Origin of the sequence: Bacillus sp. SH7-1 (assembly GCF_008042405.1) — a bacterium.
In the GTDB taxonomy this organism is placed as follows: domain Bacteria; phylum Bacillota; class Bacilli; order Bacillales; family Bacillaceae_G; genus Bacillus_A; species Bacillus_A thuringiensis_N.
Window position 1 is genome coordinate 1 of record NZ_QNUD01000011.1, and the last position, 24,322, is coordinate 24,322.

The following is a 24,322-nucleotide window of genomic DNA, read 5'->3' on the forward strand; positions in this document are numbered from 1 at the left end:
CAGTTTTCAAAGAACTACTTCATCGCTCAGAAGCGACTTTATCAATATAACATTTTGTTATATTTTCGTCAACAACTTTTTTCAATAAGTTGTTTTTCGTTTGTTTTGCTTGTTACCTTTCGTGGCAACGAATATAAATATACCAGTTTGATTATTAAAATGCAATAGTTTTTCTAATAAAATTTTTAACTTAGTAAAAAAGTATAAAAACAGTACTTTTCTTCTATATAAATATAATTTTTTACACTATCAAGATCTACTATCTACAGATAACTCATACTCAAATAAAAAAAGCTTTGGAGAAATCTCCAAAGCTTAGTCTTGTTTGTGACGCATAGCAGGGAATAATAATACATCACGAATAGATGGTGCATTCGTTAATAACATAACAAGACGATCAATACCAATTCCTAGTCCACCTGTAGGAGGCATACCATACTCAAGAGCTTCGATATAATCATCATCCATCATGTGAGCTTCGTCATTACCTTGTTCACGTTCTTTTAATTGTGCTTCAAAACGTTCTTTCTGATCAATCGGATCATTTAACTCAGTGAATGCATTTGCATGTTCACGTGCAACGATAAATAATTCGAAACGATCTGTGAATCGTGGATCTTCGTCATTCTTTTTCGCAAGTGGCGAAATTTCTACCGGATGACCATAAATGAATGTTGGTTGGATTAATTTATCTTCTACTTTTTGTTCGAAGAATTCATTAATAATATGACCAACTTCCATTGTATCCTTAATTTCTACATTATGTTCTTTTGCAAGTTCACGCGCTTCTTCTACACTCATTGGATTCCAGAAATCTGCTCCAGAATGTTCCTTAATTGCATCTACCATATGAAGACGCGTCCATTCTGGTTCTAAATTAATTTCATAATCACCATATTGGATTGTTGTTGTACCTAGTACTTGCTTCGCAATATGAGCAACCATATTTTCTGTTAGTTTCATAATATCTTTATAGTCAGCATACGCTTCATATAATTCAATCATCGTAAACTCAGGGTTATGACGAGTTGATACACCCTCATTACGGAATACACGACCAATTTCATAAACTTTTTCTAATCCACCTACAATAAGGCGTTTTAAATGAAGTTCAATTGCGATACGCATATATAATTCCATATCTAACGCATTATGGTGCGTAATGAAAGGACGTGCAGAAGCTCCACCTGCAATTGCATGCATCATAGGTGTTTCCACTTCAAGATAACCGTTATCATCTAAGTATCTTCTCATTTCACGAATGATTTTACTGCGAGTAACGAATGTTTCACGGCTTTCCATACTTGTAATTAAGTCTAAGTAACGTTGACGGTAGCGTTGTTCAACATCTTTTAATCCATGATATTTATCCGGTAATGGACGAAGAGATTTCGTTAATAGCGTAAAGCCTGTTGCTTTCACTGAAAGTTCTCCAACGTTCGTTTTGAACACTTTACCTTCAATACCTACTAAGTCACCTAAATCTGCTGTTTTAAATAATTCGTACTCTTCATCCCCAACAGCATCTTTACGAACATAAATTTGAACTTGTCCATGTAGATCTTGAATATGTGCAAATCCAGCTTTTCCTTTACCGCGTTTTGTCATAATACGACCAGCGATAGAAACAGAGATTTCTTTCTCTTCTAATTCTTCTTTAGAAAACTCTCCATATAAGCTTAATAAGTCATTTGTTGCATTTGTACGTTCAAATCGTTTACCGAACGGATCGATTCCTTGCTCACGTAAGTTATGTAGCTTTTCACGACGAACAAGCAATTGGTCGTTTAATTCTTCGTGGTTCATGTTATCCATGGTATTGATATCACTCCAGCTCTATTAATTTTTACAATATATACAGTATAGCATTTTCTACTCAACTAGAAAAACTGCCAGCAACTAACTGGCAGTTCTTCTTTCTTTCACGTAATTATAGGAAGTGTATAGAAGAATGTCAATCTTCCCTATCTATTATTAACCAACGTGAATTGTTTGTTGTTTTGCCTCTATTTCTTCTACAAATACACCTAATACATTCGCAAGGTCTTCACGCGTATTACAAGCATTGATACCATTACGTACAGTTGCATTACCACGAATACCTTTTAAATACCAAGCTGCATGCTTTCTCATCTCTCTTACAGCGACATTTTCGTTCTTTAAATCGATAAGACGATCTAGATGCAACATACATACGTCAATTTTCTCACGCACTGTCGGTTCCGGCATTAGTTCACCTGTCTCTAAATACTTTACCGTACGATAAATCATCCACGGGTCTCCAAGGGCAGCGCGGCCAATCATAACACCATCTACACCAATTTCATCAAGCATACACTTTGCATCTTGTGGCGTTGCGACATCACCATTTCCGATAACCGGGATGTTTACAGCTTGCTTTACTTGTTTAATAATATCCCAATCTGCTTTTCCCTCATACATTTGTACTCGTGTACGTCCATGAACTGCTACTGCTTGTCCACCAGCACGCTCAACAGCTTTCGCGTTCTCGATTGCGAAAATATGGTCCTCATCCCAACCAATACGCATTTTAACTGTAACCGGCTTTTCTACAGCATCTACAACTGCCGCTACCATTTCATATATTTTATTCGGGTCTAAAAGCCACTTCGCTCCTGCATCACACTTAACGATCTTTGGTACCGGGCAACCCATATTAATATCAATGATGTCCGCTGTCGTATATTTATCTACGTATTTCGCAGCATCTACAAGAGTTTCTTTCTCGCCACCAAAAATTTGTAAGCTTAATGGCTTTTCTCTCTCATCGATATATAACATATCTAATGTTCTTTTATTGTTCAGTAGTATTGCCTTATCACTTACCATTTCGGCACAAACTAGACCTGCACCGAATTCTTTTACTGTCAAACGGAATGCAGAGTTACACACTCCCGCCATCGGTGCTAATACAACTGGATTTTTCATCTCAATATTTGCGATTTTTAACACTCGACTTACTCCTTCCTTCATAGTCACTTTGGCATTAACTCATCTATCGAGACTTTTAATGCTTTAGCAACTTCCACTACAAAATCTTGGGAAGGCGATCGATTCCCTCTCTCAACTTCACCTAAAACAGATACAGATACCCCTAACTCTTTTGCAAAGCCTTCTTGTGTATAACCTTTTAGCTTTCGAAAAGCACGAATGCGTCTTCCCCATTTTTCTGCTTCCATACCGTTACTCCCTCTCGCCTTTTCATTTCTTCTACTTGTGAACGTGAAATGTTTTGTTTTATATCTTGATTAATCTCTAACAACGGAACGATAACAAAAGCTCTTTCGAACATCCGCGGATGCGGAACAATAAGATTCTCTGCTTCAATATTTTCTTGATTATATAGCAAAATGTCAAGGTCGATGGTCCTCGGACCCCACCTGATTTCCCTTTTTCTTCCTAAATCATTCTCTACTCTTTGTGTAACCTTCAATAATTCTTGCGGTGATAAATTGGTAGAAATTTTTATAACTAAATTTAAAAAGCAACTTTGGTCAGTATAGCCAACTGGTTCTGTTTCATATACAGATGAAATATCGTTAACTTGGATATACGGGTTTTTGTTTAAAAACTGAATCGCTTCAGTTAAATACGTATAACGTTCTCCGATATTTGAACCTAATGCAATGTAAGCTATATTATTCATGGACGTTCTCTCGTAATTTCTACTGCTACAGCACGATAATGTCCCGGGATCGGCGGATCTGGTTTAATTACCTTTATCGTACATCTTGAAATACTCTCATATTGTTTCAGTATATCTGTAGCAATATTTTCAGCAATGCTCTCTACAAGCTTATACGTTCTATCTTCAACAACTTTCCTACATAATTCGAAAAGCTCTCCATAATTGACAGACCGCTCTAAGTCATCACTTTCTCCTGCCTGTTTCAAATCCAATTCCACCGTTAAGTCCACTTTAAATCTCTGGCCTAATTTATTTTCCTCTGGGAATACACCATGATAACCATAAAACTCCATATCATGAATATAAATTTTATCCAATTACTTTACCCCCTTACCAATCATTGCATCCATCATCTTAGCCATACGTGCCATTTCCTTCACATCATGAACACGAACAAACTCACAACCCTTTTCAATACCAAGACAAACGGTAGCTCCCGTTCCCTCAAGACGTTCCTCTACCGGTAAATCTAGCACGTGTCCAATAAAGGACTTTCTTGAAGTACCTAAGAGAACTGGGTAACCTAGTACGTTTAACTGTTCTAAATTACGCATTGCTTCTAAGTTTTGTTCAGGTGTTTTAGCAAAACCAATACCTGGGTCTAAAATAATATTTTCATCTCGCACGCCAGCATCTTTAGCAATTTTAATACTGTCATATAAATCAGCAATCATATCCGCCATTAAATTACGATAATTCATGTTATCGCGATTATGCATTAAGACGATAGGTACATCATAACGAGCTGCAACTTCAGCAATTTTCGGTTCCGCCTTCGCTCCCCAAATATCATTAATAATATGGGCACCCGCTTCTATTGCTTGTTTTGCAACTTCAGCTTTATACGTATCGATAGAAATAGGCAATTGCACTTCTTTTGAAACTGCCTGAATCATCGGCACAACTCGTTTTATTTCTTCTTCCACTGATACCTTAGCAAAGCCCGGGCGAGTAGATTCTCCACCGATATCAATAATATGAGTACCTGCATCTCGCATTTCTTTCGCATGGCGCACCGCAGCCTCTACCTCGTTGTAACTCCCACCATCAGAAAACGAATCTGGCGTTACATTTAAAATCCCCATAATTAAAGTTTTTTCATTTAAGTTCAATGTATATTCGCCGCAGCGCAAATCATAATCCCACTTCAAACTACACATCTCCTCTTCGTAATTCATTTCTGCTCCACAATTTCTCTCTCTGCATTTCATAAAGGTTCATAAACTTTTTTGTAACCATCCCTACTTTACCCGGGAAATCTCGCCCCTCTATATGATTAAGTGGAACAATTTCTTGAATCGAATTTGTTACAAAGACTTCATCAGCTGAAAGCAATTCTTCTTTTGTAAAGAAACCTTCCTTTACTTCTATACCTAGTTCTTCAGCAACTTTTATAATAAACGCACGAGTGATACCATTTAAAATCCCCGTTTTTAACGAAGGTGTATATAGAATATCACCTTTTACAAAAAAGAGATTCGAAACAATACCCTCTGCAACATAACCTGTTTCAGTAAGGAAAATACCTTCCTTACTCGCAACACTTCCAATTTCACGTTTTCCCAAAATGTTATTTAAATAATGATGAGACTTCAAACGGGACGCACCCTCTGGTGTATTTCGCACTTGCTTTAAAACAACCCCTTCTTTTTCCACTACATCTCCCGGGGCTGCTAACGGTTTTATAAAAACAATAACAGACGGCTCTTCATACATTTCCGTTTGCAATCCAATTTCATCTATACCCGCTGATACATTAAAACGTACATAGGCATGCTCTAATTCATTCTTAACGAGTAAATTCTTCAAAATAAGCAGTACTTCATCTTTCGTCATTGTCCATTTAATTTGCAATGTATCTAGCGCATCTATTAAACGGTCATAATGATCATCCAACAAGAAAGGATGACCATTATAAATACGAAACGTCTCAAAAACTCCAAGACCATATAAATAACCATGGTCATACGGGGAAATTCTCGCTTCACTCGCTTCTATATACTCACCATTTACGTAAATTAACATGATGTCACACTTGGACTGTATTTACGAATGAAATTCTGCAACAACTCTTTCCCATGAGAAGTCATAATAGATTCCGGATGGAACTGTACACCTTCAATTGGTAATGTTGTATGGCGAAGCGCCATAATTTCCCCTTCTTCAGTCCAAGATGTTACCTCTAAGCAATCAGGTAACGTTTCTTTCTTAACAATAAGTGAGTGATAACGTGTCGCGGTAAATGGATTAGGAATATCCGAGAAAATTGTCTTTCCGTCATGATGCATAAGCGATGTTTTCCCATGCATTAATCGCTCTGCACGAACTACCTCCCCACCAAACACTTGTGCAATGGATTGATGCCCAAGACAAACCCCAAAAACCGGAATCTTTCCGGCAAAGTGTTGAATAACCTCCATACTAACACCCGCTTCATTCGGACTACATGGGCCTGGCGAAATCATTAAAAAGTCTGGTTTCATATTCTCAATATCTGAAATAGTCACTTCATCGTTACGTTTAACAACAAGCTCTTGTCCCAGTTCTCCAAGAAACTGCACTAAATTAAATGTAAAAGAATCATAATTATCAATCATTAATATCATTTCTCTCACCTAACCGTTTCTTCACTACATTCTTTTGCACGCCATAAAGCAATCGCCTTTTTTAACGACTCTTTATATTCATTTTCCGGATTTGAATCAATTACAATTCCCGCTCCTGCTTGTACATGCGCTTTTCCATCTTTAGCAAGAAGTGTTCTAATTACAATATTTAATTCCGTATCTCCAGAATAACCAATCCAACCAATTGAACCTGTATAAATCCCTCGGCGAACAGGTTCTAATTCTTCAATAATTTCCATCGTACGTATTTTCGGGGCACCAGTAATTGTTCCCCCTGGGAATACAGCCTTTACTAAATCAAAAGCATCTTTATCTTCTTCCACCTCACCACGCACATTAGAAACAATATGCATAACATGTGAGTATTTCTCAATTACCATAAATTCATCTACTTCTACAGTGCCATATTTACAAACACGTCCTAAATCATTTCGTTCTAAATCTACAAGCATGACGTGCTCCGCTCTTTCTTTTTCATTCTCAATTAATTCTCTTGCTAATTCTTCATCCTCTTGCTCATTCGCCCCTCTAGATCTTGTTCCGGCAATTGGTCTTGTACTTACTTCAGTTCCTTTTTTCTTAATTAGCAACTCTGGCGAACCACTAACAATTTGAAACTCCCCAAGCTCCAAGTAACCCATATATGGAGATGGATTAATTTCACGAAGACTTGTATAGATTTCTAGCGGGTGTGTTTGTAACGTTCTCTCTTGTCTTGTCGACAAGTTTACTTGGAACACATCACCAGCCCCAATATATTCTTGAATACATTCAACCGCCTTCATAAAGCTTTCTTCAGTAAAAGCAACTGCTTCACTTTTCTTTTCAGGGCATGCAAATGGTATAGTCACTTCCGGCGCTTCTGTCGCCCAAAGAATCTTCCATTCATTTAATCGTTCTTTCGCCTCTTCATGCTCATCTACATAATGTATAATAATCCATAGTACTTTTTCTTCTTGATCATACACAAACACATCATCAAATAATAAAAAGAATATATCAGGTATATTAATGTCATCCTCCGCAAGAGAAGGAAGTTTTTCAATATAACGGATGCAATCATAACTAAAGTAACCAATTGCCCCACCTTGAAACGGCGGGTACTCCGGATTATAGTCTGTTTTCCATCGCTCCATATATTCCTGCATTAGATCTAATGGGTTTCCTTGCTTTATTGTTTCCTTACCACTTTCGCTTATATGTAACGCTTCACCCTTCCCTCGGATTATCGCTACTGGGTTTAATCCCACAATGTTATAACGACCGCCACGTCCACTCTCTAACAAAATATGTTGTGGCTTATCCTTAGAAAGAAATTTATATTGCTTAAAGAAATCTAACTGATATGGAATAGAAAGCGCTAAAGATTTTCTTCGTTGCATATCAACACCCCGTCTTCTTTTATCCCACCCTCTTAGATTAACCACCTCAACTACATTCGTTATGTGTATAGATCGGTTATACTCGAAGGCTAGTGAAAATAAATTAATTATACTACCTCTTATTTTACATGAAGTTTTCTAGTCATTCACTCTTTTCCTATTTCCAATCCAAAAAGAAAAAGCATCCTTTTTCAAGGATGCTTTTTCAATCACATATAATTAAGACTCAAATTGATAAAGTGGTGTACTTAAATAACGTTCACCGTTACTTGGGATAATAACAAGTACCTTTTTCCCTTTACCTAACTTTTTCGCAATTTCTGTCGCTGCATAAATAACCGCTCCTGAAGAGATACCCACTAAAATACCTTCTTCTTTAGCCACTCTTCTTGCATATTCAAATGCTTGCTCTGTTTTCACTTGAACAATTTCATCATATACTTCTACATCCAATGTCTCTGGAACGAATCCCGCTCCAATTCCTTGGATTTTATGTGGACCTGGTTTCCCACCAGATAATACTGGTGAATCCGCAGGTTCTACTGCATAAATTTTAATATCTTTATACGCTTCCTTCAGTACTTCACCAGCACCAGTAATCGTTCCACCTGTACCAATACCTGCAATAAACGCATCTAATTGGTCACCCATTTGTTCAACAATTTCTGGACCTGTTGTTAAACGATGAATTTCTGGATTTGATTGATTTTTGAACTGTTGCGGTATAAAGTAACCATGTTCTTTTGCTAATTCAGTCGCTTGACGAATTGCTCCGCCCATTCCTTCAGGCCCTGGAGTCAATACTAATTCAGCGCCATAAGCACGTAATAAATTACGACGCTCAACACTCATCGTTTCTGGCATTACTAAAATTGCCTTATATCCTTTAGCAGCTGCTACCATCGCTAAACCAATTCCTGTGTTACCACTTGTTGGCTCAATGATTGTATCGCCCTCTTTTAATAATCCCTTTTTTTCAGCATCTTCAATCATAGCTAACGCAATACGATCTTTAACGCTGCTCCCGGGATTCATAAATTCTAATTTTAAGTATATATCTGCGCTGTCTGATTCTACGATGCGGTTCAACTTAACGATCGGCGTTTTCCCGATTAATTCTGAAACTGATTGTGCCACTCGCATTCCTGTCACTCCTAACACCGAGTATTTTTATTGGTTTTATCTATATTTAGATTTTGTCAGAAAATTCCCTGTTTGTCAATCTATTTGGAGGATCGCTCCCCTTAATTCCCTTATTACAGATTCTCAATTAAATTTGTAATATCTTCTTTAGAGAACTTGTATCGTTCATTACAGAAATGACAGTGCACTTCTGTCTCTTCCTCTTCTTCACGAACTTGCTCTAACTCTGTTTTACCTAAACTAATTAACACACTCTCAATACGTTCGCGTGAGCATGTGCAATTAAATTGAACATCCATCGTTTCTAATACTTTTACTTTATCTTCTCCAAGAACTGCATACAGTAACTCTTCTGGAGAAAGCCCTTGTTCGATCAACGTTGATACTGGAGGGATTTTTTGCAAACGTTCTTCAATGAATGAAATTGTTTCTTCCTGTGCGCCTGGCATAATTTGAAGGATAAATCCACCTGCCGCTAATATGCTATCATCCCCATTTACAAGAACGCCAACACCTACAGAAGAAGGTGTCTGCTCGGAAACTGCAAAATAATACGTGAAGTCTTCCCCTAATTCTCCTGAAACAATTGGAGATTGACCAATAAATGGCTCACGCATACCAATATCTTTAATTACCGTTACAAATCCTTCAGTACCTACAGCTTGATATACACGTAATTTCCCTTGTTCCGTTCCTTCAAAGTCAACATGTGGATTTGTTACATAACCACGTACATCCCCATTTGCATGAGCATCTACTAAGATAGGACCAATCGGACCATTACCTTCTACCTTAATCGTTAACTTTTGGTCACCTTTTAACATTGCACCCATCATTGTACCTGCAGTTAAAGAACGACCAAGCGCTGCTGAAGCTGTTCTCCATGTATCATGACGTCTTTGTGCCTCACTTACTGTGTTTGTTGTGCGTACACTATACGCACGCACTTCCCCATCAAATGCTAACGCTTTTACTAAATAATCTTTCATACTTATTTATTCACCTTTCTCATGCTGTAAATTTGCATTACGCTCGTATAACATATATAAACCTTTTAATGTTAAAAATGGATCTACAACATCAATTACATTCGATTCTTCTGAAATTAATTTCGCCAATCCACCTGTTGCAATAACTTTCGGTTCTTGTTTAGCTTCCTCTTTCATACGCTTAACGATACCTTCCACTTGTCCAACATACCCATAAAGAATGCCAGATTGCATCGCACTTACTGTATTCTTCCCAACAACACTGCTTGGTTTTGTAATTTCAATACGAGGAAGTTTTGCCGCTCTACTATATAAAGCCTCTGCTGAAATCATGATTCCCGGCGTAATAACTCCACCCATATAATGCTTTTCTTCGTTAATATAACAATATGTAGTAGCCGTACCAAAATCGACAATAATAAGCGGACTTCCATATAAGTGGATTCCTGCTACTGCATTTACAATTCGGTCCGCGCCTACTTCACGTGGATTTTCATATTTAATATTTAGCCCTGTTTTTATTCCAGGACCTACTACAAGCGGTTTAATTTTAAAATACTTTTCACACATGCGCTCTAAAGCAAACATAATTGGTGGTACGACTGAAGACACGATAATACCTTTCACATCTTCAAACGAAAGACCCTCATGCTCAAGCAATTGTTTTACAAGCATTCCATATTCATCTTCTGTCTTATGACGATCTGTTTCCATGCGCCAATGTTGACGAAGTTCCCCTTCTTCAAACACGCCTAGTACAGCATTTGTGTTCCCTACATCCAATACAAAAATCATATTCTCACCACTTATCTTATTTAATCTATATTTGTGCAGTATGTATAAAACTTATAAAAACATCATATCACACATACTTATATAATCAGCTTTTCTATCCTCATCATTTTACAAAAAGATGACTCTCTATTTCAATTTTTAATACCAGTTTTATTTAAATTCTTTTTTCACTTCGTTCTACAAATAAAAAAGGAGTGACTATCGTCACTCCTTCATCTCTTACTTATCTTCTGTATCTTCATCGTCCTTCTTCATGTTGATGTTTACTTTCACATCAGCTGAAGATGTTGGACGTTCTGGCAATCTGCCATAATCACATAAATGATTGATTTGCTCTGCATCTAACGTTTCTACTTCAAGTAACGTTTTCGCAATAAGATCTAGTTTATCACGATTGTCAGTAAGAATTTCTTTTGCACGAGCATAACATTCTTTCATAATCGTTTGCATTTCCACATCGATTTCATGTGCAATCGCATCACTATAGTTCTGTTCTGAATGGAAGTCTCTTCCCAAGAACACTTGACCACCTTGTGAGCTACCAAATTGCATTGGTCCAAGCTTATCACTCATACCAAATTCCGTAACCATACGTCTTGCAATACCAGTCGCACGTTGGAAGTCATTATGAGCACCTGTACTTACTTCACCAAATACAATCTCCTCAGCTACTCGACCACCAAGTAAACCAGTGATTTTATCAAGCAACTCTGGTTTTGTCATGAAGTAACGATCTTCTTTCGGAAGCATTACCGCATATCCACCAGCTTGACCACGAGGGACAATTGTTACTTTATGAACGACATCAGCTTCATCAAGAACAACACCAATTACAGTGTGGCCCGCTTCATGGAAAGCAACGATATTACGTTCTTTTTCAGAGATAACACGACTTTTCTTAGCTGGACCTGCAATAACACGATCCGTCGCTTCATCAATGTCACTCATATCAATTTTCTTCTTATCTTGACGTGCAGCCACTAAAGCAGCTTCGTTTAATAAGTTTTCAAGATCGGCACCAGAGAATCCTGGCGTACGAGTCGCGATTGCTCTTAAGTTGATATTCTCATCAAGCGGTTTATTACGAGCATGTACTTTAAGTACAGCTTCACGGCCATTTACATCTGGACGATCTACTGTAATTTGACGGTCAAAACGACCTGGACGTAATAATGCTGGGTCAAGAATATCAGGACGGTTTGTCGCAGCGATGATAATAATACCTTCGTTTGCACCGAATCCATCCATTTCAACAAGTAATTGGTTCAACGTTTGCTCACGCTCATCATGGCCACCACCAAGACCCGCGCCACGTTGACGTCCTACCGCATCAATTTCATCAATGAAAATGATACAAGGAGCATTTTTCTTTGCGTTTTCGAATAAATCACGTACACGTGATGCACCGACACCGACGAACATCTCTACGAAATCAGAACCACTGATAGAGAAGAACGGAACGCCTGCCTCACCTGCAACGGCACGTGCTAGTAAAGTTTTACCTGTACCTGGAGGTCCCACTAATAGAACACCCTTCGGAATACGGGCACCAACTTCAGCAAACTTACGAGGGTCTTTCAAGAATTCAACTACCTCAACAAGCTCTTGTTTCTCTTCATCCGCTCCAGCAACATCTCTGAAACGAACTTTTTTCTTTTCGTCATTATATAACTTCGCCTTACTTTTCCCGAAGTTCATAACACGGCTACCGCCGCCCTGAGCTTGGTTTAATAAGAAGAAGAATAAAATGAAGATAATGACAAACGGGATGATAGAAGTAAAGAAGGTTACCCAAGCACTTGTTTCTTCTGCTGGTTGATACTTAACTTCAGCACCTTGCGCTTTATCATTAATTTTCTTTTGTAATTCCTCAGTATTTGGTGCATAAGTAACAAATTGTTCTCCCTGGCTAGAGTTATTAAATTGTCCTTTTACTTCAAACACACCATTTTTCGGTTGAAGTTGCACATTACGCACTTCACCTTTTTCTAGTTTAGTAATGAATTTATCGTAGCTAACTGATGTCGTTTTTTGTGTCGAACCATTAAAATAGCTCACGATTCCAATTACTACTAGGAATATCAGTAAATAAAAGATGGTATTACGGAAGATACGATTCATTCCTAACCTCCTCTCACGGCATAAACACTATAGTAAATCGTAACATAGAAAAACTTTCCTATACAATTGTGACGCCTGTATTTAATTAATTTGAGTAAACGCTTGGTTTTAATACTCCTACATAAGGAAGATTACGGTACTGCTCTTTATAATCTAATCCATATCCTACAACAAATTCATGCGGTACAGTAAATCCAACATAATCCGCTTTCAAATCTACCTTACGGCCTGTCGGTTTATCTAATAACGTAACGATTTTTACAGACTTCGCTTTACGATATTTAAATAGGTCTACTAAGTAACTTAGCGTAAGACCGCTATCAATAATATCTTCAACGATTAAAATATCGCGACCTTCTACAGAAGTATCAAGGTCTTTTAAAATTTTCACTTCGCCTGTTGAAACAGTTGAGTGACCGTAACTAGATACAGCCATAAAATCCATTTCAAGATATGTATCTGTTCTCTTTAATAAATCTGCCATGAATGGCATTGCACCCTTTAGTACACCAATCGCAAGAGGTACTGTGTTTTTGTAATCCTCTGCAATAATTGCGCCTAATTCGAGCACCTTTTCTTGTATTTGCTCTTCAGAAATTAATACTTTTTCGATATCTTGATTCATCATTTCATTATCCTCCCGGAAGACTCCTTGCTTTTGTAGTGAATAATCATATATTTATCCTTCTTTGCCTTCTCTTTCGAGATAGCAAATGCAGATCGCTTCAACAAGGGTAACCAAATAATATTCCCACTTGCATCACAAACGACCGGCCATTCTTCTCTTTTTTCTCTTGGTACTTTCGCTTCGATAAAAATAGCTTTTATCTTTTTGGTGCCATTCATACCTTGTATTGACATGCGATCTCCATTTTCTCTAGAACGAATACGAAGTGGATATGATATATCATTATACTTAGCAACAAATACTGTTTCATTCATGTTACTTGGTATATCTTCGCTCACCTCGGTTACAAGTTTATCCCCGTTCGATAGCGTAATTGTCCCGGGTACTGATAAACCTTGTAAAAAAGGAGAAACAATTTCTTGTTTAAATCCAAAGCTACACTCCTCGTATGTGCGAACAATTTTTAAATCACCTGGGAAATCAAGTGAACCCGAAGGTTGTGTCCGCTTAAAAAACTCAATCACTTTGTCAATATGTATAGAGGAAAGAGAAGATGGAATCTTATATTCATAAAGATAGTTTAATATTAGTTGAATCCCTCTTCTTTGTAAAGGCATAGACATGGATTCAAAGGCAGGAATTGATAAGCTAATTTGTTTATCACTTTTTTTTGTAATTACTTTATTCATTTTCTCAAAAGCTAATTCCTGCAAATACGCCTCATCCTCTTGCATCTGCATGCTAAATTTTTGGAATTTCTCATGCACTTTTGAATTTTCTTCTTTCAAATGAGGAAGAACATATTTACGTAATCGATTCCTTGTATATACTTCCTTTTTATTACTCGGATCTATACGGGGAATTATTTTTAGCTTATTACAGTAATCAACAATTTCCTCCTTCGTTACTCCAAGTAACGGCCTAATTAAATACCCATTATGAAAAGGACGCTTCACCGCAATTCCTGCATACCCTTTCGGAGTACTCCCTCGTACAAGACGCATTAAAATCGTCTCCACTTGATCATCACCATGATGTCCAAGAGCTACATACCTCGCATCATATTTCTTCATTATTCTTTCCAAAAATGCATATCTGCATTCTCTAGCAGCAACCTGTGCATTCATCCCGTATTGCTGTTGATATTGCGACACATTAATCCTTATCGTTTCGCAAATAACTCCCAGTCCTTTACAAAGGTCCTGCACAAACTGTAAGTCCTCATGAGATTCATCACCTCTAAACATGTGATCCACATGTGCCACTACAATTTCAAACCGTTTTGCTGCTCTTTTTTCTAACAAATAATATAGAAGAGCCAAAGAGTCAGGACCACCTGAAACACCTACAACAATTGTTGAACGTTCCTTTAATACATCATGCTGCTTTACAAAGTCATCTACCTTTTCAACAAATGTATCTTTCAACTTCGTAATCACCTTTCATTAAACAAGAACAGCAACGTTAGTTACCTTGTTTATAATGGTACAACTTTTACAAACATTGTGCAAAAAAAAGATATACAAAAATTACATTTTTATCTTACATCATCCGTACATATTCCCAAAAATAATAACATTATCTTCTAAAGAAAAAAAACCTAGGCATTTACCTAGGTTTTAGAAAGAAACAGCGATAGAAAAACATCACTCTTCAAATTTATCCCGCTATTTGTGGACAGTAAGAATCCCAACTCAAAATTCAGTAAAAACAAAGAAGTTAGATGGGACAAGCTACCCGTAAAAGCCCAATTGGTGAAGGATAATAATCGGCGGGAGATGAAGCCCCCCACTAATTAAAGTTTTACTTTATTGTGCCTGCACTCCTACAATTGGAATCGTAGCCCACTTTGGCATATTTTTCTTCACTTTCGCCACAACAATGGTCATATCGTCATTTATATAACCATCACAAGAGCGAATCACCTCTTCCATGATGATATCAGCAATTTCTTGCGGATCTTCGGTTTGTAACTCTTTAATTTTCCGCTTCATCCATAGTTCATGATTTTCCACATGCTGTGCTCCCTCAAAAATCCCATCGCTCATCATAATAAGAATATCGCCCGTTTTTAATTGTTCACCCACTACATCAACTTCAACATCCTCAATAATCCCCATTGGCAGATTACTTGCCTCAATTTTCAAAATATTATTTGCACGTTTAACAAAACTCGGCGTCGATCCAATCTTTAAAAATTTCGCACTCGCATCCCGCAAATCTACCATAGCTAAATCTAACGTCGTAAACATCTCTTCTGTTGTTCTTAATGAAAGAATAGAATTGATAGACTTAATCGCTATTTCCTCATCAATACCTGATTGAAGTATTTTTTGTAATAATTTTACCGTTTCTTTACTCTCCATATGAGCTCTTTGCCCATTTCCCATACCATCACTAATTGCAAGTGCATATTTACCAACACTTAAATCCATCATCGCGTAAGAATCACCCGAAACAAACCCACCGCCTTTTGCAGCTGTGGCCAATCCTGTATCAAGAGAATACGTTTTTGCTGAACCAAATGATATTAAGCTATGGCCGTTCGGATAAGAAGATTTTTCTTCATGTTTAACAACAATGTTTTCCTTTAGAATATCAGAAAGCATCGGTGCAACTAACTTTTCACATTCCCCATGTTCATTAGATGCAACTGGAATCAACATTTCAATATCAATACTCCCTCTATCTAAACAATAAATATCAACATGCTCTATTTCTACACCAAAATCACGAAACGCTTGCAAAATCTGTTCTTCCTGTACTTGATGATTTTCTCGTTCTCTCTGTATCTCCTTAGCGAAATCTTCCATAACTTTTGATACACCTAATAGTTGCTCTGCTACTATTCTACGATTTTCCTTCATTTGTTTTCGTAATTTTTGCCCCTCATAAAAGTGATCTAATTCGCCTGCTACTAAATCCGTCACTTTCTTCCCTCTCACACAATGCTTATCCCATTCACGAACTAACTTCCGATTATGCTGCAACGTCCCCTCTTCCGTTTCGCTCATTATTTGTTTCATATAATCATACGTTTTATCAAAGTTAACTACCCAGCATTGGTCCTTTTTAAAGCATGTTTGACATGTTTTTGCAGTAATTGTACTTAAGAACAAATCTGCCTCTGTCTCTTTATCTTCCTCCTCCACATATCCATATACAGAAAAGCTATTAGATAAAGCAGCAAATACATTGGCAAATTGATTAATCTTATTCGCTGTAACATCACGCATCCTTCTTAAATACTGCTGTTGATCTTGCGAATGTTCCTGTGTGCCCGGCATAAATTTAGCAATACGATCCATTACAAGTTTCGGTGTTAATAAGAAGAAAGCAATCGCCACACCAGATTCAATTAAAGTTGTCACAATGTTTGTTTGCTTGTCTACATATAGCGTAATCAAGCTCGTCCCAATTAATAAGCCTAAACTAACACCTAAACGTTTCCCTTCTTTTAATAAACCACCAAGCAACCCAGAAAAGGCTAACAAGCTAAGCTGAGATAAGCTGGAGACATTGGCTAAACTTAATATTAGTCCAGTTACAACCCCCACTGTAGATCCTGTAGCGGCCCCCGCGATAAATGCAAACACGAGCACTAAATACCTAGTAAAAATATGTTGAATAGAAGCATCATATACAAACCAATCTGTTGTACCTGTTAAAACAGATGCTAGTAATATAATTAAACAAACGATTTCTTCTGTCTCTAATGCTTGCTGTTTACCTTTTCTTTCTACTAAAAGCGGAACACTTTGTAAAAATATCATAGTTAATACGAAGCTAAGCCCTGCCTCAATCGTACTAACGAGTAAATCGTACATGGTGACGGTTTGTTGTGCAAAATATACGACAACTAAATGTGCGGTTAATGCGGAGATAAATACTTGGAACGGAACAAGACCAACAGTTTTACGTGTAAATCGACTGAAGAAGATATTATAAATGAAGAAAGTAAAAATAGATGCAAAGGTAAAGAATAAATTATCTATCGAAACTGAAAGTGCGCCTCCCATTAGAGCCAAGAACGCGAGCGGCATTTTATCCCGCTTCATAACATAAACAGCAGCAAAAAACGGCAGTGCAAACGGTAAAATGTTTGTTAATATATATGCTCGTCCCAAAAGAAAACCAATAACAACAATAATAAATCCCCATCTAAAGAAAACTTGCTCAAACTTCATTCGCAACTTACTCGTCCACTTTACTGCTCCAAGCTGACTCTCATTCATTGCCAATGCACTTGTATTCATAGTATTCCTTCCTGCTTTAGGCATATTTTTAACACCACCTGCATAGTTTAATTACTGTCATTATAAAAGATGATCATTGGGATTTTTGTCAAAACAACAGTTTTCACATTTATAATCGTTCGACTTTTTATTCGAAATAACTCTACATATATACACGGTATGTAATTTATCCTTAAGTTTTTAATTGAACATTCAGAAAATATAGGGTGATTTTGTAGAAGCATTGTATGTCTTAATTTATTTAACAAAAAAAGATCATGCAAATTTGCATGATCTTTTTAGATGACCCGTACGGGATTCGAACCCGTGTTACCGCCGTGAAAGGGCGGTGTCTTAACCACTTGACCAACGGGCCGTTAAATTAAATATAGCGGCGGAGGGGATCGAACCCCCGACCTCACGGGTATGAACCGTACGCTCTAGCCAGCTGAGCTACACCGCCATGTCGTCTTATTTAACGGACAATTAGTATCTTACCTCAGATATAATTTAAAGTCAACATATCTTGAAAATTTTTTTAAAAATATATTTTCACATATAAAAAAGTACCCCGAGCAATTGCCCTGGGCACCTCTCTATATGCTAAGAATTAAACGTTCTGATTATCCGCGACGTGCGCCACGGCCACCACGTTTAGATTCTGTGTTACGTTTTAAAGAAGTTAAGCGATCTTCGCTATCCTTTAAGAAACGTGCCATTTTTTGCTCGAATGTTTCTTTTGGAGCTCGGTCGTTACCACCGCCACGGTTATCTCTGTTGAAAGAACGATTATTACGTTGTGGACGTCCAGAACGTTGTTGATCGCCACCGCGTTGGTATTCACCACGTGGACGATCTCCTTCTGTTTTTTCACGCTCTTTCGCTTTTTTAATAGATAGACCGATCTTACCATCTTTTTCAACGTTAATAACTTTTACTTCTACTTGGTCGCCCACTTTTAAGTGATCGTTAATATCTTTCACATAATTATCAGCAACTTCACTAATATGAACTAGACCCGTTAAGCCTTCTGGCAGCTCCACAAAAGCCCCAAAATTTGTAATACCTGTTACTTTACCCTGTAACTTGCTGCCTACCTCGATTGACATAAAAAAAATGCTCCTCCTTAGTGGTTAAAAAGTCAAATTTTACTTTATTATATATAATCCTAAAATATAGTGTCAATAAGACATACTCTACTTAGAAACAGGAAAAATTATCTCCCCTTTTCCAGAGAAGAAATAATCCCTTCTAGCAATCTTTAATACGTACTCTTCATCATTTAACTTTTGAACTTCGTCTTTTAGACTCTTTTCTTTATTCGTTAATGAATCCAGTTCTTTTTTCATGTCCTTAACTTTTGCTTCTTTTGCTCTAATGGAACTGTTTTGTTGATAAAACGTTACACTAATACTCGCAATAATTGTAAAAGCAAAGACAAGAAAAACCGCTAAACGGCGATAAAGTCGCTTCCTGTTCTCATCCGTTTGTATTATATGCTCTTTAACAGGATTTGGACTCTGTTTTTCGATTGTTCTTTGTCTCAGTTCCCTCATTTCCGAGGTCCCCCTAACTTCTTTTTTATACGCTCCCATAATTGGAAGATATGTCCCTTCAATTTTGCTACATATTGCAGGAACCCTACATGTTTCATTATAAAAAGTTTAACACGATTAGGGAGAAGTTTCCATATGAGCGAAGCAATAAATCGAACAGGCCAGAAAAAAACTTTCCATATGAAAAGTAATATCCAAATCACCATTTTCCATAACACATGTCCAATTGAAAGCAGTATACGAAATAAGAATAATATAAATGCAATAAATAGCTGCGCTATAATAATAACAGGTTTTATCATGAGTAGCTGTATAATTTGAACAAAAAAGTGTGTTGTTTGCACAAAAATATAGATGAGAAAATTTAACAGTCTCATATATACTGCTTTCAATAAGCTTTGATATGCCGCAAAACCACATAATAATGCTAAAAATACATATATACGTAGTTCAGCTTCATTTACAAGAAGCAATACATAAAAAACGAATAATGCTTGGACAATCCAAAATAGTATATCATGTATAAATACAAGCCAACGTTTACGTTCTTGACGCTTTAAAAATCGTTGGTAGGTATCTAAAGACGCTCCAATCCAAGCACCCATTCCAATCATTGAGAGCATCGTATACAACTGAATTGTTAGACTCATTTAAACAACTTACTAAAGAAGCCTTTAGTTTTATCCCCTTGATTCTCATCAATATACAGCATCTCATGAACTTTCCCTTTAATCGATACAATACCTTTTTCTACATCTAAATTTTTCATTTGCAAATTTTGACCACGAATTGTTAAAAAGCCCATTACAGTCTCAAGTAAAAACTCTTCGCTATCAAAACTCTCTACCTGCTTTACACCGGTAATATCAATTACACGCCTGCCACGCATAATAATATCATGCTCTACAGAAACATTTTGTTGATTAGAAGACATAGGTGAGTAACCATTATTCACGTAAATCCCCCCATACATTTATACTAGCTAATAGTAATGTATGAAGAGATAATTGATTTTAGAACAAGCCTTCTTCAGCCTTTACTTTTTCTTCACGAACTAAGCTATACATATTTGCTGCATCTTCTTTTTTTGTCGTTTCTTTCAATTCGTTTATTTTTACAGTTACTATTTTTTGCCCAAAACGAATTGTTAATTCATCAGCTACTTTCACATCTGAACTCGCTTTTGCCACTTGACCATTAATTGATATTCTTCCTTGGTCAGCCACTTCTTTCGCTAATGTTCTTCTTTTAATTAAACGCGATACTTTTAAAAACTTATCTAGACGCATGTTAAATCCCCCTATTAACGCTCTGTTTGTTTTGCCTCTTCCCATAAAACATCTAACTGCTCTAATGATAAATCTTGCATCTCTTTATTCATTTCAGCTACCTTTGCTTCCATGAATAAGAAACGACCAACGAATTTCTCATTAGTTGAACGTAACGCCTCTTCTGGATCTATTTTATAATGACGAGCTATATTAACAAACGCAAATAGTAAATCGCCAAATTCACCTAACATCTTCGTCTCATCCATGTTTGTAACTTCTTGTTGGAACTCTTGCCATTCTTCTAAGGCTTTCTCTATCATCGGTTGTACTTCAACCCAATCGAAACCAACCTTACCAGCTTTTTTCTGAATTTCATAAGCGCGTAATAACTGTGGTAAACTCTTTGGAACTCCATTTAAAACAGATTCTTTCACGAATCCTTTTTCCTGTTTTTTAATTTCTTCCCAATTGGCAATTACTTCATCGGCATTATTTACATCCATATTCCCGAATACATGCGGATGGCGACGAACCATTTTCTCAGATAAAGTTCGAATAATATCATCTATAGAGAACCAACCTTCGTCCTCTCCAATTTGGGCATGCAACATAACTTGTAATAATATATCACCCAGTTCTTCTACTAAGTGATCATCATCCTCTTCATCAATTGCTTCCAACACTTCATAAGCTTCCTCAATTAAATACTTCTTTAAAGATTGATGTGTTTGCTTTTTATCCCACGGACAACCATTTGGTCCACGAAGGTCTGCAATAATTTCTCTAAGCACATCAAACTGTTGATACAAGGACGCACGTTCCTGAACTGGTGGTACGTACACACTCGTTAAATTATTCAACTCAGTTTCATGATCTAACATGTACAACGGTACCTTTTTAACTTGTTCAAATGAAGTCCCTGCAGCTGTTACGATATACACTTCGTAATCATCTGGTAGCATCTCCATTAATGTTAATTTCACATCTGATGCAACGAATGCGTCATAAACTTGGCAAAAGATTAAATGTTGACGTAATTCTAATTGTCCTCTTTCAAATGATGTGGCGTCAATTAATTGGAATCCTTCAATCGGATCAATCTTAAGACTTGCAAACATAGGGTCAAGAAAACTTTGTCCACCTTCAATTCGCACCTCAACATTCGCTACTTCGCCTTTTTCCAAAAGTAGCTGAACCGTTCTTTCCGCTACAAGTGGGTGCCCTGGAACGGCATAGATGATTTCTGTGCCTTCAGCTTGTTCTAGCAATGTATTCGCAATTGTTTCATATACAATTTCAAATGTATCATGTGCTTCATATATATTGTCAAAGGCTGTATATTGTATACCATCTTTCTCCAACTCTTCTATAACGGGATGTTCCTTCGTTCTAACAAACATGTGATCTGCTTCTTTTATTTTCCGATATACACCCATCGTTAGCTGATCTAACTCACCAGCACCTAATCCTAAAATAGTAATGATTCCACTCACAACCTGCCACCTCTATCCACTCTTCTTCAATGAACCTTCTTTTTTCTCTTTTTTCATAACGGTTCCTATTTCCGCTTTTGTAAATACGCGTAATTTTAAAATTAAAAACCCATATGTTAATCCACCGATAGCTACACCTAACAACGCCTCAAGTGTCGCAATCCCTCTATGTTCCGTATCAATTACTAATCCAGACATTTGCAATACACGCATAAACATTATTAATACAAATCCCATACCGATACCACTAATAACTACACCTAACATATTCCTTTTATCGATAAGCGATTCCGATACAGCTCGCATAAGTAGTGCACTATTTAGCAAAGAAATTACAAGTAACGCAACTAGTGTTGCAATTGCAGCTCCCTTCACACCAAAATACGGCATTAACATATAGTTTAAAGCTAACTTTAAACAACCTCCAAATATAACGAATATCGCTGGCTTTAATGTTTGTCCTAACCCCTGCAAAATAGAAGCAGTTGTAATCGACAATGAACTAAATAAAATAGATAAGGATAAAATGGATAAAACATCTGATCCATCACTATTTTCAAACAACATAATATTCGTAGGCTGAATAATACAAGTTAATCCAATGGCCGCTGCAAACCCGATAACAAATGTTATTTTCAGTGCTAACTTTACCTTTTCTCGAATAAAGGTAAGATCTCCTCTTTCCTTCGCCGCTGTAATAATTGGAATAAGCGACAACGAGAAAGAAGTTGTCACGACAGTACCTAATTGCATAAGTGGGATACTTCTGTCATAAACACCTTTTAATACCTTTGCACTTTCAGCTTGCTCTCCTGCCCCAATAAGTAAAGAATAGAAGGAAACAGAATCGGCCATTTGTATAAAAATAAGCACTAAGTTACTAACACAAATCGCCAGTCCTTGCCAAAACAGGATATTAATAATCCTCTTTTTCCCTCTAATTCTCTTTACACTTTTAAAGAATATGGAACGAAAGTCATGACGCATATAAAGTACAAGTACGATAATCCCAATCAATCCGCCTGCGATTGAGCCTAACATAGCACCTGCACCGACTGTATATAAATCAAATCCGTGAGCAATGAGGAATAGAGATAAAAATACAATAATAGAAACACGAATTGTTTGTTCTATCACTTGCGAAACAGCTGTTGGCATCATATTATTAAAACCCTGAAAATATCCTCTTGCTACAGATAAAAACGGCATCAATATGAATGAAAACGAAATAACACGCAATAGCTTATCTAAGTGTATATCGCCCATGGCTGTTGCAATTGCTTCGGCACCAAAGAACAATGTAAAAAAGCCAACGAAACCAATTCCCAATAAAAACCAAAAAGATACACAAATAATTTCTTCTGCTTCTTGCTTTTTCCCTCGCTCTAATCGTTCCGCAACCATTTTTGAAATTATAATGGGGAACCCATAAGTAGCTAAAATTAAGCAAAATCCATAAAACGGATAAATTTGTTGGTAAATATAAAAACCAATATCACCCGCTATATTTTGATATGGAATACGGTAAAAAGCGCTTAATACCTTTGTAACAAAACTTGCGATTGTTAATATAATAGCCCCACGCCAAAAGGCTTGATATTTCCTCGATTCCATACAAGAAAACTCCTTTTTCTGTTCTCACCCCTCGTATTATATCATAAAGAAAAGGACAAACTTCCTTACCTACACGAGTAATAATACGTTCGTGCAACGAAAAAAGGTAGCAAAGCGCTACCTTCATTCAATATACATATATCTCCAAATAATTGATTTCTCAAGAAGAAATATCATAATTAGGACAGATTGCTACTTCTGAAATTCGATACAGCCTTATTGCTCCATCTGTTTCGCTAAAAAGCTTGCAGCTGTATTTACTGACTTATGCTCTATTTCACTTATAATATCCTCTTTAGAGAAGATAATAACAGCCCCAATTGGATCCCCATTCGCAACAATTGGACCAATTGTATAGGAATGAACTTTTTCTGTTACTCCATCAATAATTGAAATTTCGCTTTCATCTGTCATAATTACAGATTTACGCTCTTCCATTGTCTTCTCAATTAAATCGCCAACACTTTTATTTAAGTATTCTTTTTTAGATATGCCTGCTACTGCGATAATAGAATCACGATCGCATACAAGCACATTATGTCCTAAGCTATCGTATAAAGCTTCCGTATATTCTTTTGCAAAATCACCTAATTCACTAATCGGAGAATATTTCTTCAAAATTACTTCTCCATCGCGATCAACAAATATTTCTAGTGGGTCCCCTTCTCGAATACGTAAAGTTCTACGAATTTCCTTCGGGATTACTACCCTGCCTAAATCATCAATTCGACGTACGATTCCAGTTGCTTTCATTCTAAT

General features: G+C 36.9%; 24 protein-coding genes and 2 tRNA genes. All 26 read right to left on the reverse strand.

Translation table 11 applies throughout. From position 1 onward, the window contains the following. Positions 1–315: 315 nt before the first annotated feature. A complete protein-coding gene (gene lysS / locus DN390_RS12720; protein WP_000369671.1) occupies positions 316–1,815 on the reverse strand; it encodes a lysine--tRNA ligase in 1,500 nt (499 codons plus the stop codon). A 159-nt stretch (positions 1,816–1,974) separates the two neighbouring features. Then, the gene (gene dusB, locus DN390_RS12725; RefSeq protein WP_147807468.1) at positions 1,975–2,973 is read right to left on the reverse strand and encodes a tRNA dihydrouridine synthase DusB; all 999 of its coding nucleotides are present in this window, start codon (positions 2,971–2,973) and stop codon (positions 1,975–1,977) included. 23 nt (positions 2,974–2,996) lie between these two features. After that, entirely contained in the window at positions 2,997–3,200 is a 204-nt protein-coding gene (locus tag DN390_RS12730; protein WP_000387027.1) for a helix-turn-helix domain-containing protein, read from the reverse strand. Beyond that, on the reverse strand, positions 3,152–3,667 hold the full coding sequence (folK, locus tag DN390_RS12735) for a 2-amino-4-hydroxy-6-hydroxymethyldihydropteridine diphosphokinase (protein WP_060629194.1): 516 nt from the start codon (positions 3,665–3,667) through the stop codon (positions 3,152–3,154). Before folK ends, DN390_RS12730 begins: the two co-directional genes overlap by 49 nt. After that, on the reverse strand, positions 3,664–4,026 hold the full coding sequence (folB, locus tag DN390_RS12740; RefSeq protein WP_147807469.1) for a dihydroneopterin aldolase: 363 nt from the start codon (positions 4,024–4,026) through the stop codon (positions 3,664–3,666). The genes folK and folB overlap by 4 nt, the downstream gene beginning before the upstream one ends. Continuing rightward, a complete protein-coding gene (folP, locus tag DN390_RS12745; protein ID WP_141439341.1) occupies positions 4,027–4,887 on the reverse strand; it encodes a dihydropteroate synthase in 861 nt (286 codons plus the stop codon). After that, positions 4,862–5,734 (reverse strand): aminodeoxychorismate lyase, encoded by an 873-nt coding sequence (gene pabC, locus DN390_RS12750; RefSeq protein WP_147807470.1) that lies wholly within the window; start codon positions 5,732–5,734, stop codon positions 4,862–4,864. The genes folP and pabC overlap by 26 nt, the downstream gene beginning before the upstream one ends. After that, positions 5,728–6,315: an aminodeoxychorismate/anthranilate synthase component II gene (gene pabA / locus DN390_RS12755; protein WP_147807471.1), complete on the reverse strand. Its 588-nt coding sequence runs from the start codon at positions 6,313–6,315 to the stop codon at positions 5,728–5,730. Before pabA ends, pabC begins: the two co-directional genes overlap by 7 nt. A 5-nt stretch (positions 6,316–6,320) precedes the next feature. Beyond that, complete coding sequence (gene pabB, locus DN390_RS12760; RefSeq protein WP_147807472.1) at positions 6,321–7,718, reverse strand: aminodeoxychorismate synthase component I; 1,398 nt, start codon at positions 7,716–7,718, stop codon at positions 6,321–6,323. A 219-nt stretch (positions 7,719–7,937) separates the two neighbouring features. Beyond that, complete coding sequence (gene cysK, locus DN390_RS12765; protein WP_060629189.1) at positions 7,938–8,861, reverse strand: cysteine synthase A; 924 nt, start codon at positions 8,859–8,861, stop codon at positions 7,938–7,940. 113 nt (positions 8,862–8,974) lie between these two features. Further along, complete coding sequence (gene hslO / locus DN390_RS12770) at positions 8,975–9,850, reverse strand: redox-regulated molecular chaperone HslO (protein WP_000656366.1); 876 nt, start codon at positions 9,848–9,850, stop codon at positions 8,975–8,977. Between the two features lie 6 nt (positions 9,851–9,856). After that, positions 9,857–10,645: a type III pantothenate kinase gene (locus DN390_RS12775; RefSeq protein WP_000578367.1), complete on the reverse strand. Its 789-nt coding sequence runs from the start codon at positions 10,643–10,645 to the stop codon at positions 9,857–9,859. 219 nt (positions 10,646–10,864) lie between these two features. Further along, positions 10,865–12,766 carry an ATP-dependent zinc metalloprotease FtsH gene (gene ftsH / locus DN390_RS12780; protein WP_097952541.1) on the reverse strand — a complete coding sequence of 634 codons (1,902 nt, stop codon included), beginning with the start codon at positions 12,764–12,766 and terminating at the stop codon, positions 10,865–10,867. Between the two features lie 85 nt (positions 12,767–12,851). Next, the gene (gene hpt, locus DN390_RS12785; RefSeq protein WP_000981838.1) at positions 12,852–13,394 is read right to left on the reverse strand and encodes a hypoxanthine phosphoribosyltransferase; all 543 of its coding nucleotides are present in this window, start codon (positions 13,392–13,394) and stop codon (positions 12,852–12,854) included. Then, on the reverse strand, positions 13,391–14,821 hold the full coding sequence (tilS, locus tag DN390_RS12790) for a tRNA lysidine(34) synthetase TilS (protein ID WP_147807473.1): 1,431 nt from the start codon (positions 14,819–14,821) through the stop codon (positions 13,391–13,393). The genes hpt and tilS overlap by 4 nt, the downstream gene beginning before the upstream one ends. A 381-nt stretch (positions 14,822–15,202) precedes the next feature. Then, positions 15,203–17,674, reverse strand: a complete 2,472-nt coding sequence (gene spoIIE, locus DN390_RS12795) for a stage II sporulation protein E (RefSeq protein WP_141439340.1) — start codon at positions 17,672–17,674, stop codon at positions 15,203–15,205. A 259-nt stretch (positions 17,675–17,933) separates the two neighbouring features. After that, positions 17,934–18,005: transfer RNA gene (locus tag DN390_RS12800), tRNA-Glu, on the reverse strand. 13 nt (positions 18,006–18,018) lie between these two features. Further along, positions 18,019–18,092 (reverse strand) — tRNA-Met (locus DN390_RS12805). Positions 18,093–18,252: 160 nt separating this feature from the next. Then, entirely contained in the window at positions 18,253–18,738 is a 486-nt protein-coding gene (locus DN390_RS12810; RefSeq protein ID WP_000021451.1) for a S1 domain-containing RNA-binding protein, read from the reverse strand. 87 nt (positions 18,739–18,825) lie between these two features. Then, positions 18,826–19,185 (reverse strand): cell division protein DivIC, encoded by a 360-nt coding sequence (divIC, locus tag DN390_RS12815; protein ID WP_001208737.1) that lies wholly within the window; start codon positions 19,183–19,185, stop codon positions 18,826–18,828. Next, entirely contained in the window at positions 19,182–19,835 is a 654-nt protein-coding gene (gene yabQ / locus DN390_RS12820; RefSeq protein ID WP_060629185.1) for a spore cortex biosynthesis protein YabQ, read from the reverse strand. Before yabQ ends, divIC begins: the two co-directional genes overlap by 4 nt. After that, positions 19,832–20,119 (reverse strand): sporulation protein YabP, encoded by a 288-nt coding sequence (gene yabP / locus DN390_RS12825; RefSeq protein ID WP_206772775.1) that lies wholly within the window; start codon positions 20,117–20,119, stop codon positions 19,832–19,834. The genes yabQ and yabP overlap by 4 nt, the downstream gene beginning before the upstream one ends. A gap of 79 nt (positions 20,120–20,198) precedes the next feature. Beyond that, positions 20,199–20,474: an RNA-binding S4 domain-containing protein gene (locus DN390_RS12830; RefSeq protein ID WP_001234876.1), complete on the reverse strand. Its 276-nt coding sequence runs from the start codon at positions 20,472–20,474 to the stop codon at positions 20,199–20,201. 14 nt (positions 20,475–20,488) lie between these two features. Beyond that, positions 20,489–21,949: a bifunctional methyltransferase/pyrophosphohydrolase YabN gene (gene yabN / locus DN390_RS12835; RefSeq protein WP_147807474.1), complete on the reverse strand. Its 1,461-nt coding sequence runs from the start codon at positions 21,947–21,949 to the stop codon at positions 20,489–20,491. 12 nt (positions 21,950–21,961) lie between these two features. Continuing rightward, complete coding sequence (locus DN390_RS12840; RefSeq protein ID WP_147807475.1) at positions 21,962–23,563, reverse strand: putative polysaccharide biosynthesis protein; 1,602 nt, start codon at positions 23,561–23,563, stop codon at positions 21,962–21,964. Between the two features lie 216 nt (positions 23,564–23,779). Beyond that, positions 23,780–24,316: a stage V sporulation protein T gene (gene spoVT / locus DN390_RS12845; RefSeq protein ID WP_097952533.1), complete on the reverse strand. Its 537-nt coding sequence runs from the start codon at positions 24,314–24,316 to the stop codon at positions 23,780–23,782. Between the last annotated feature and the right edge of the window lie 6 nt (positions 24,317–24,322).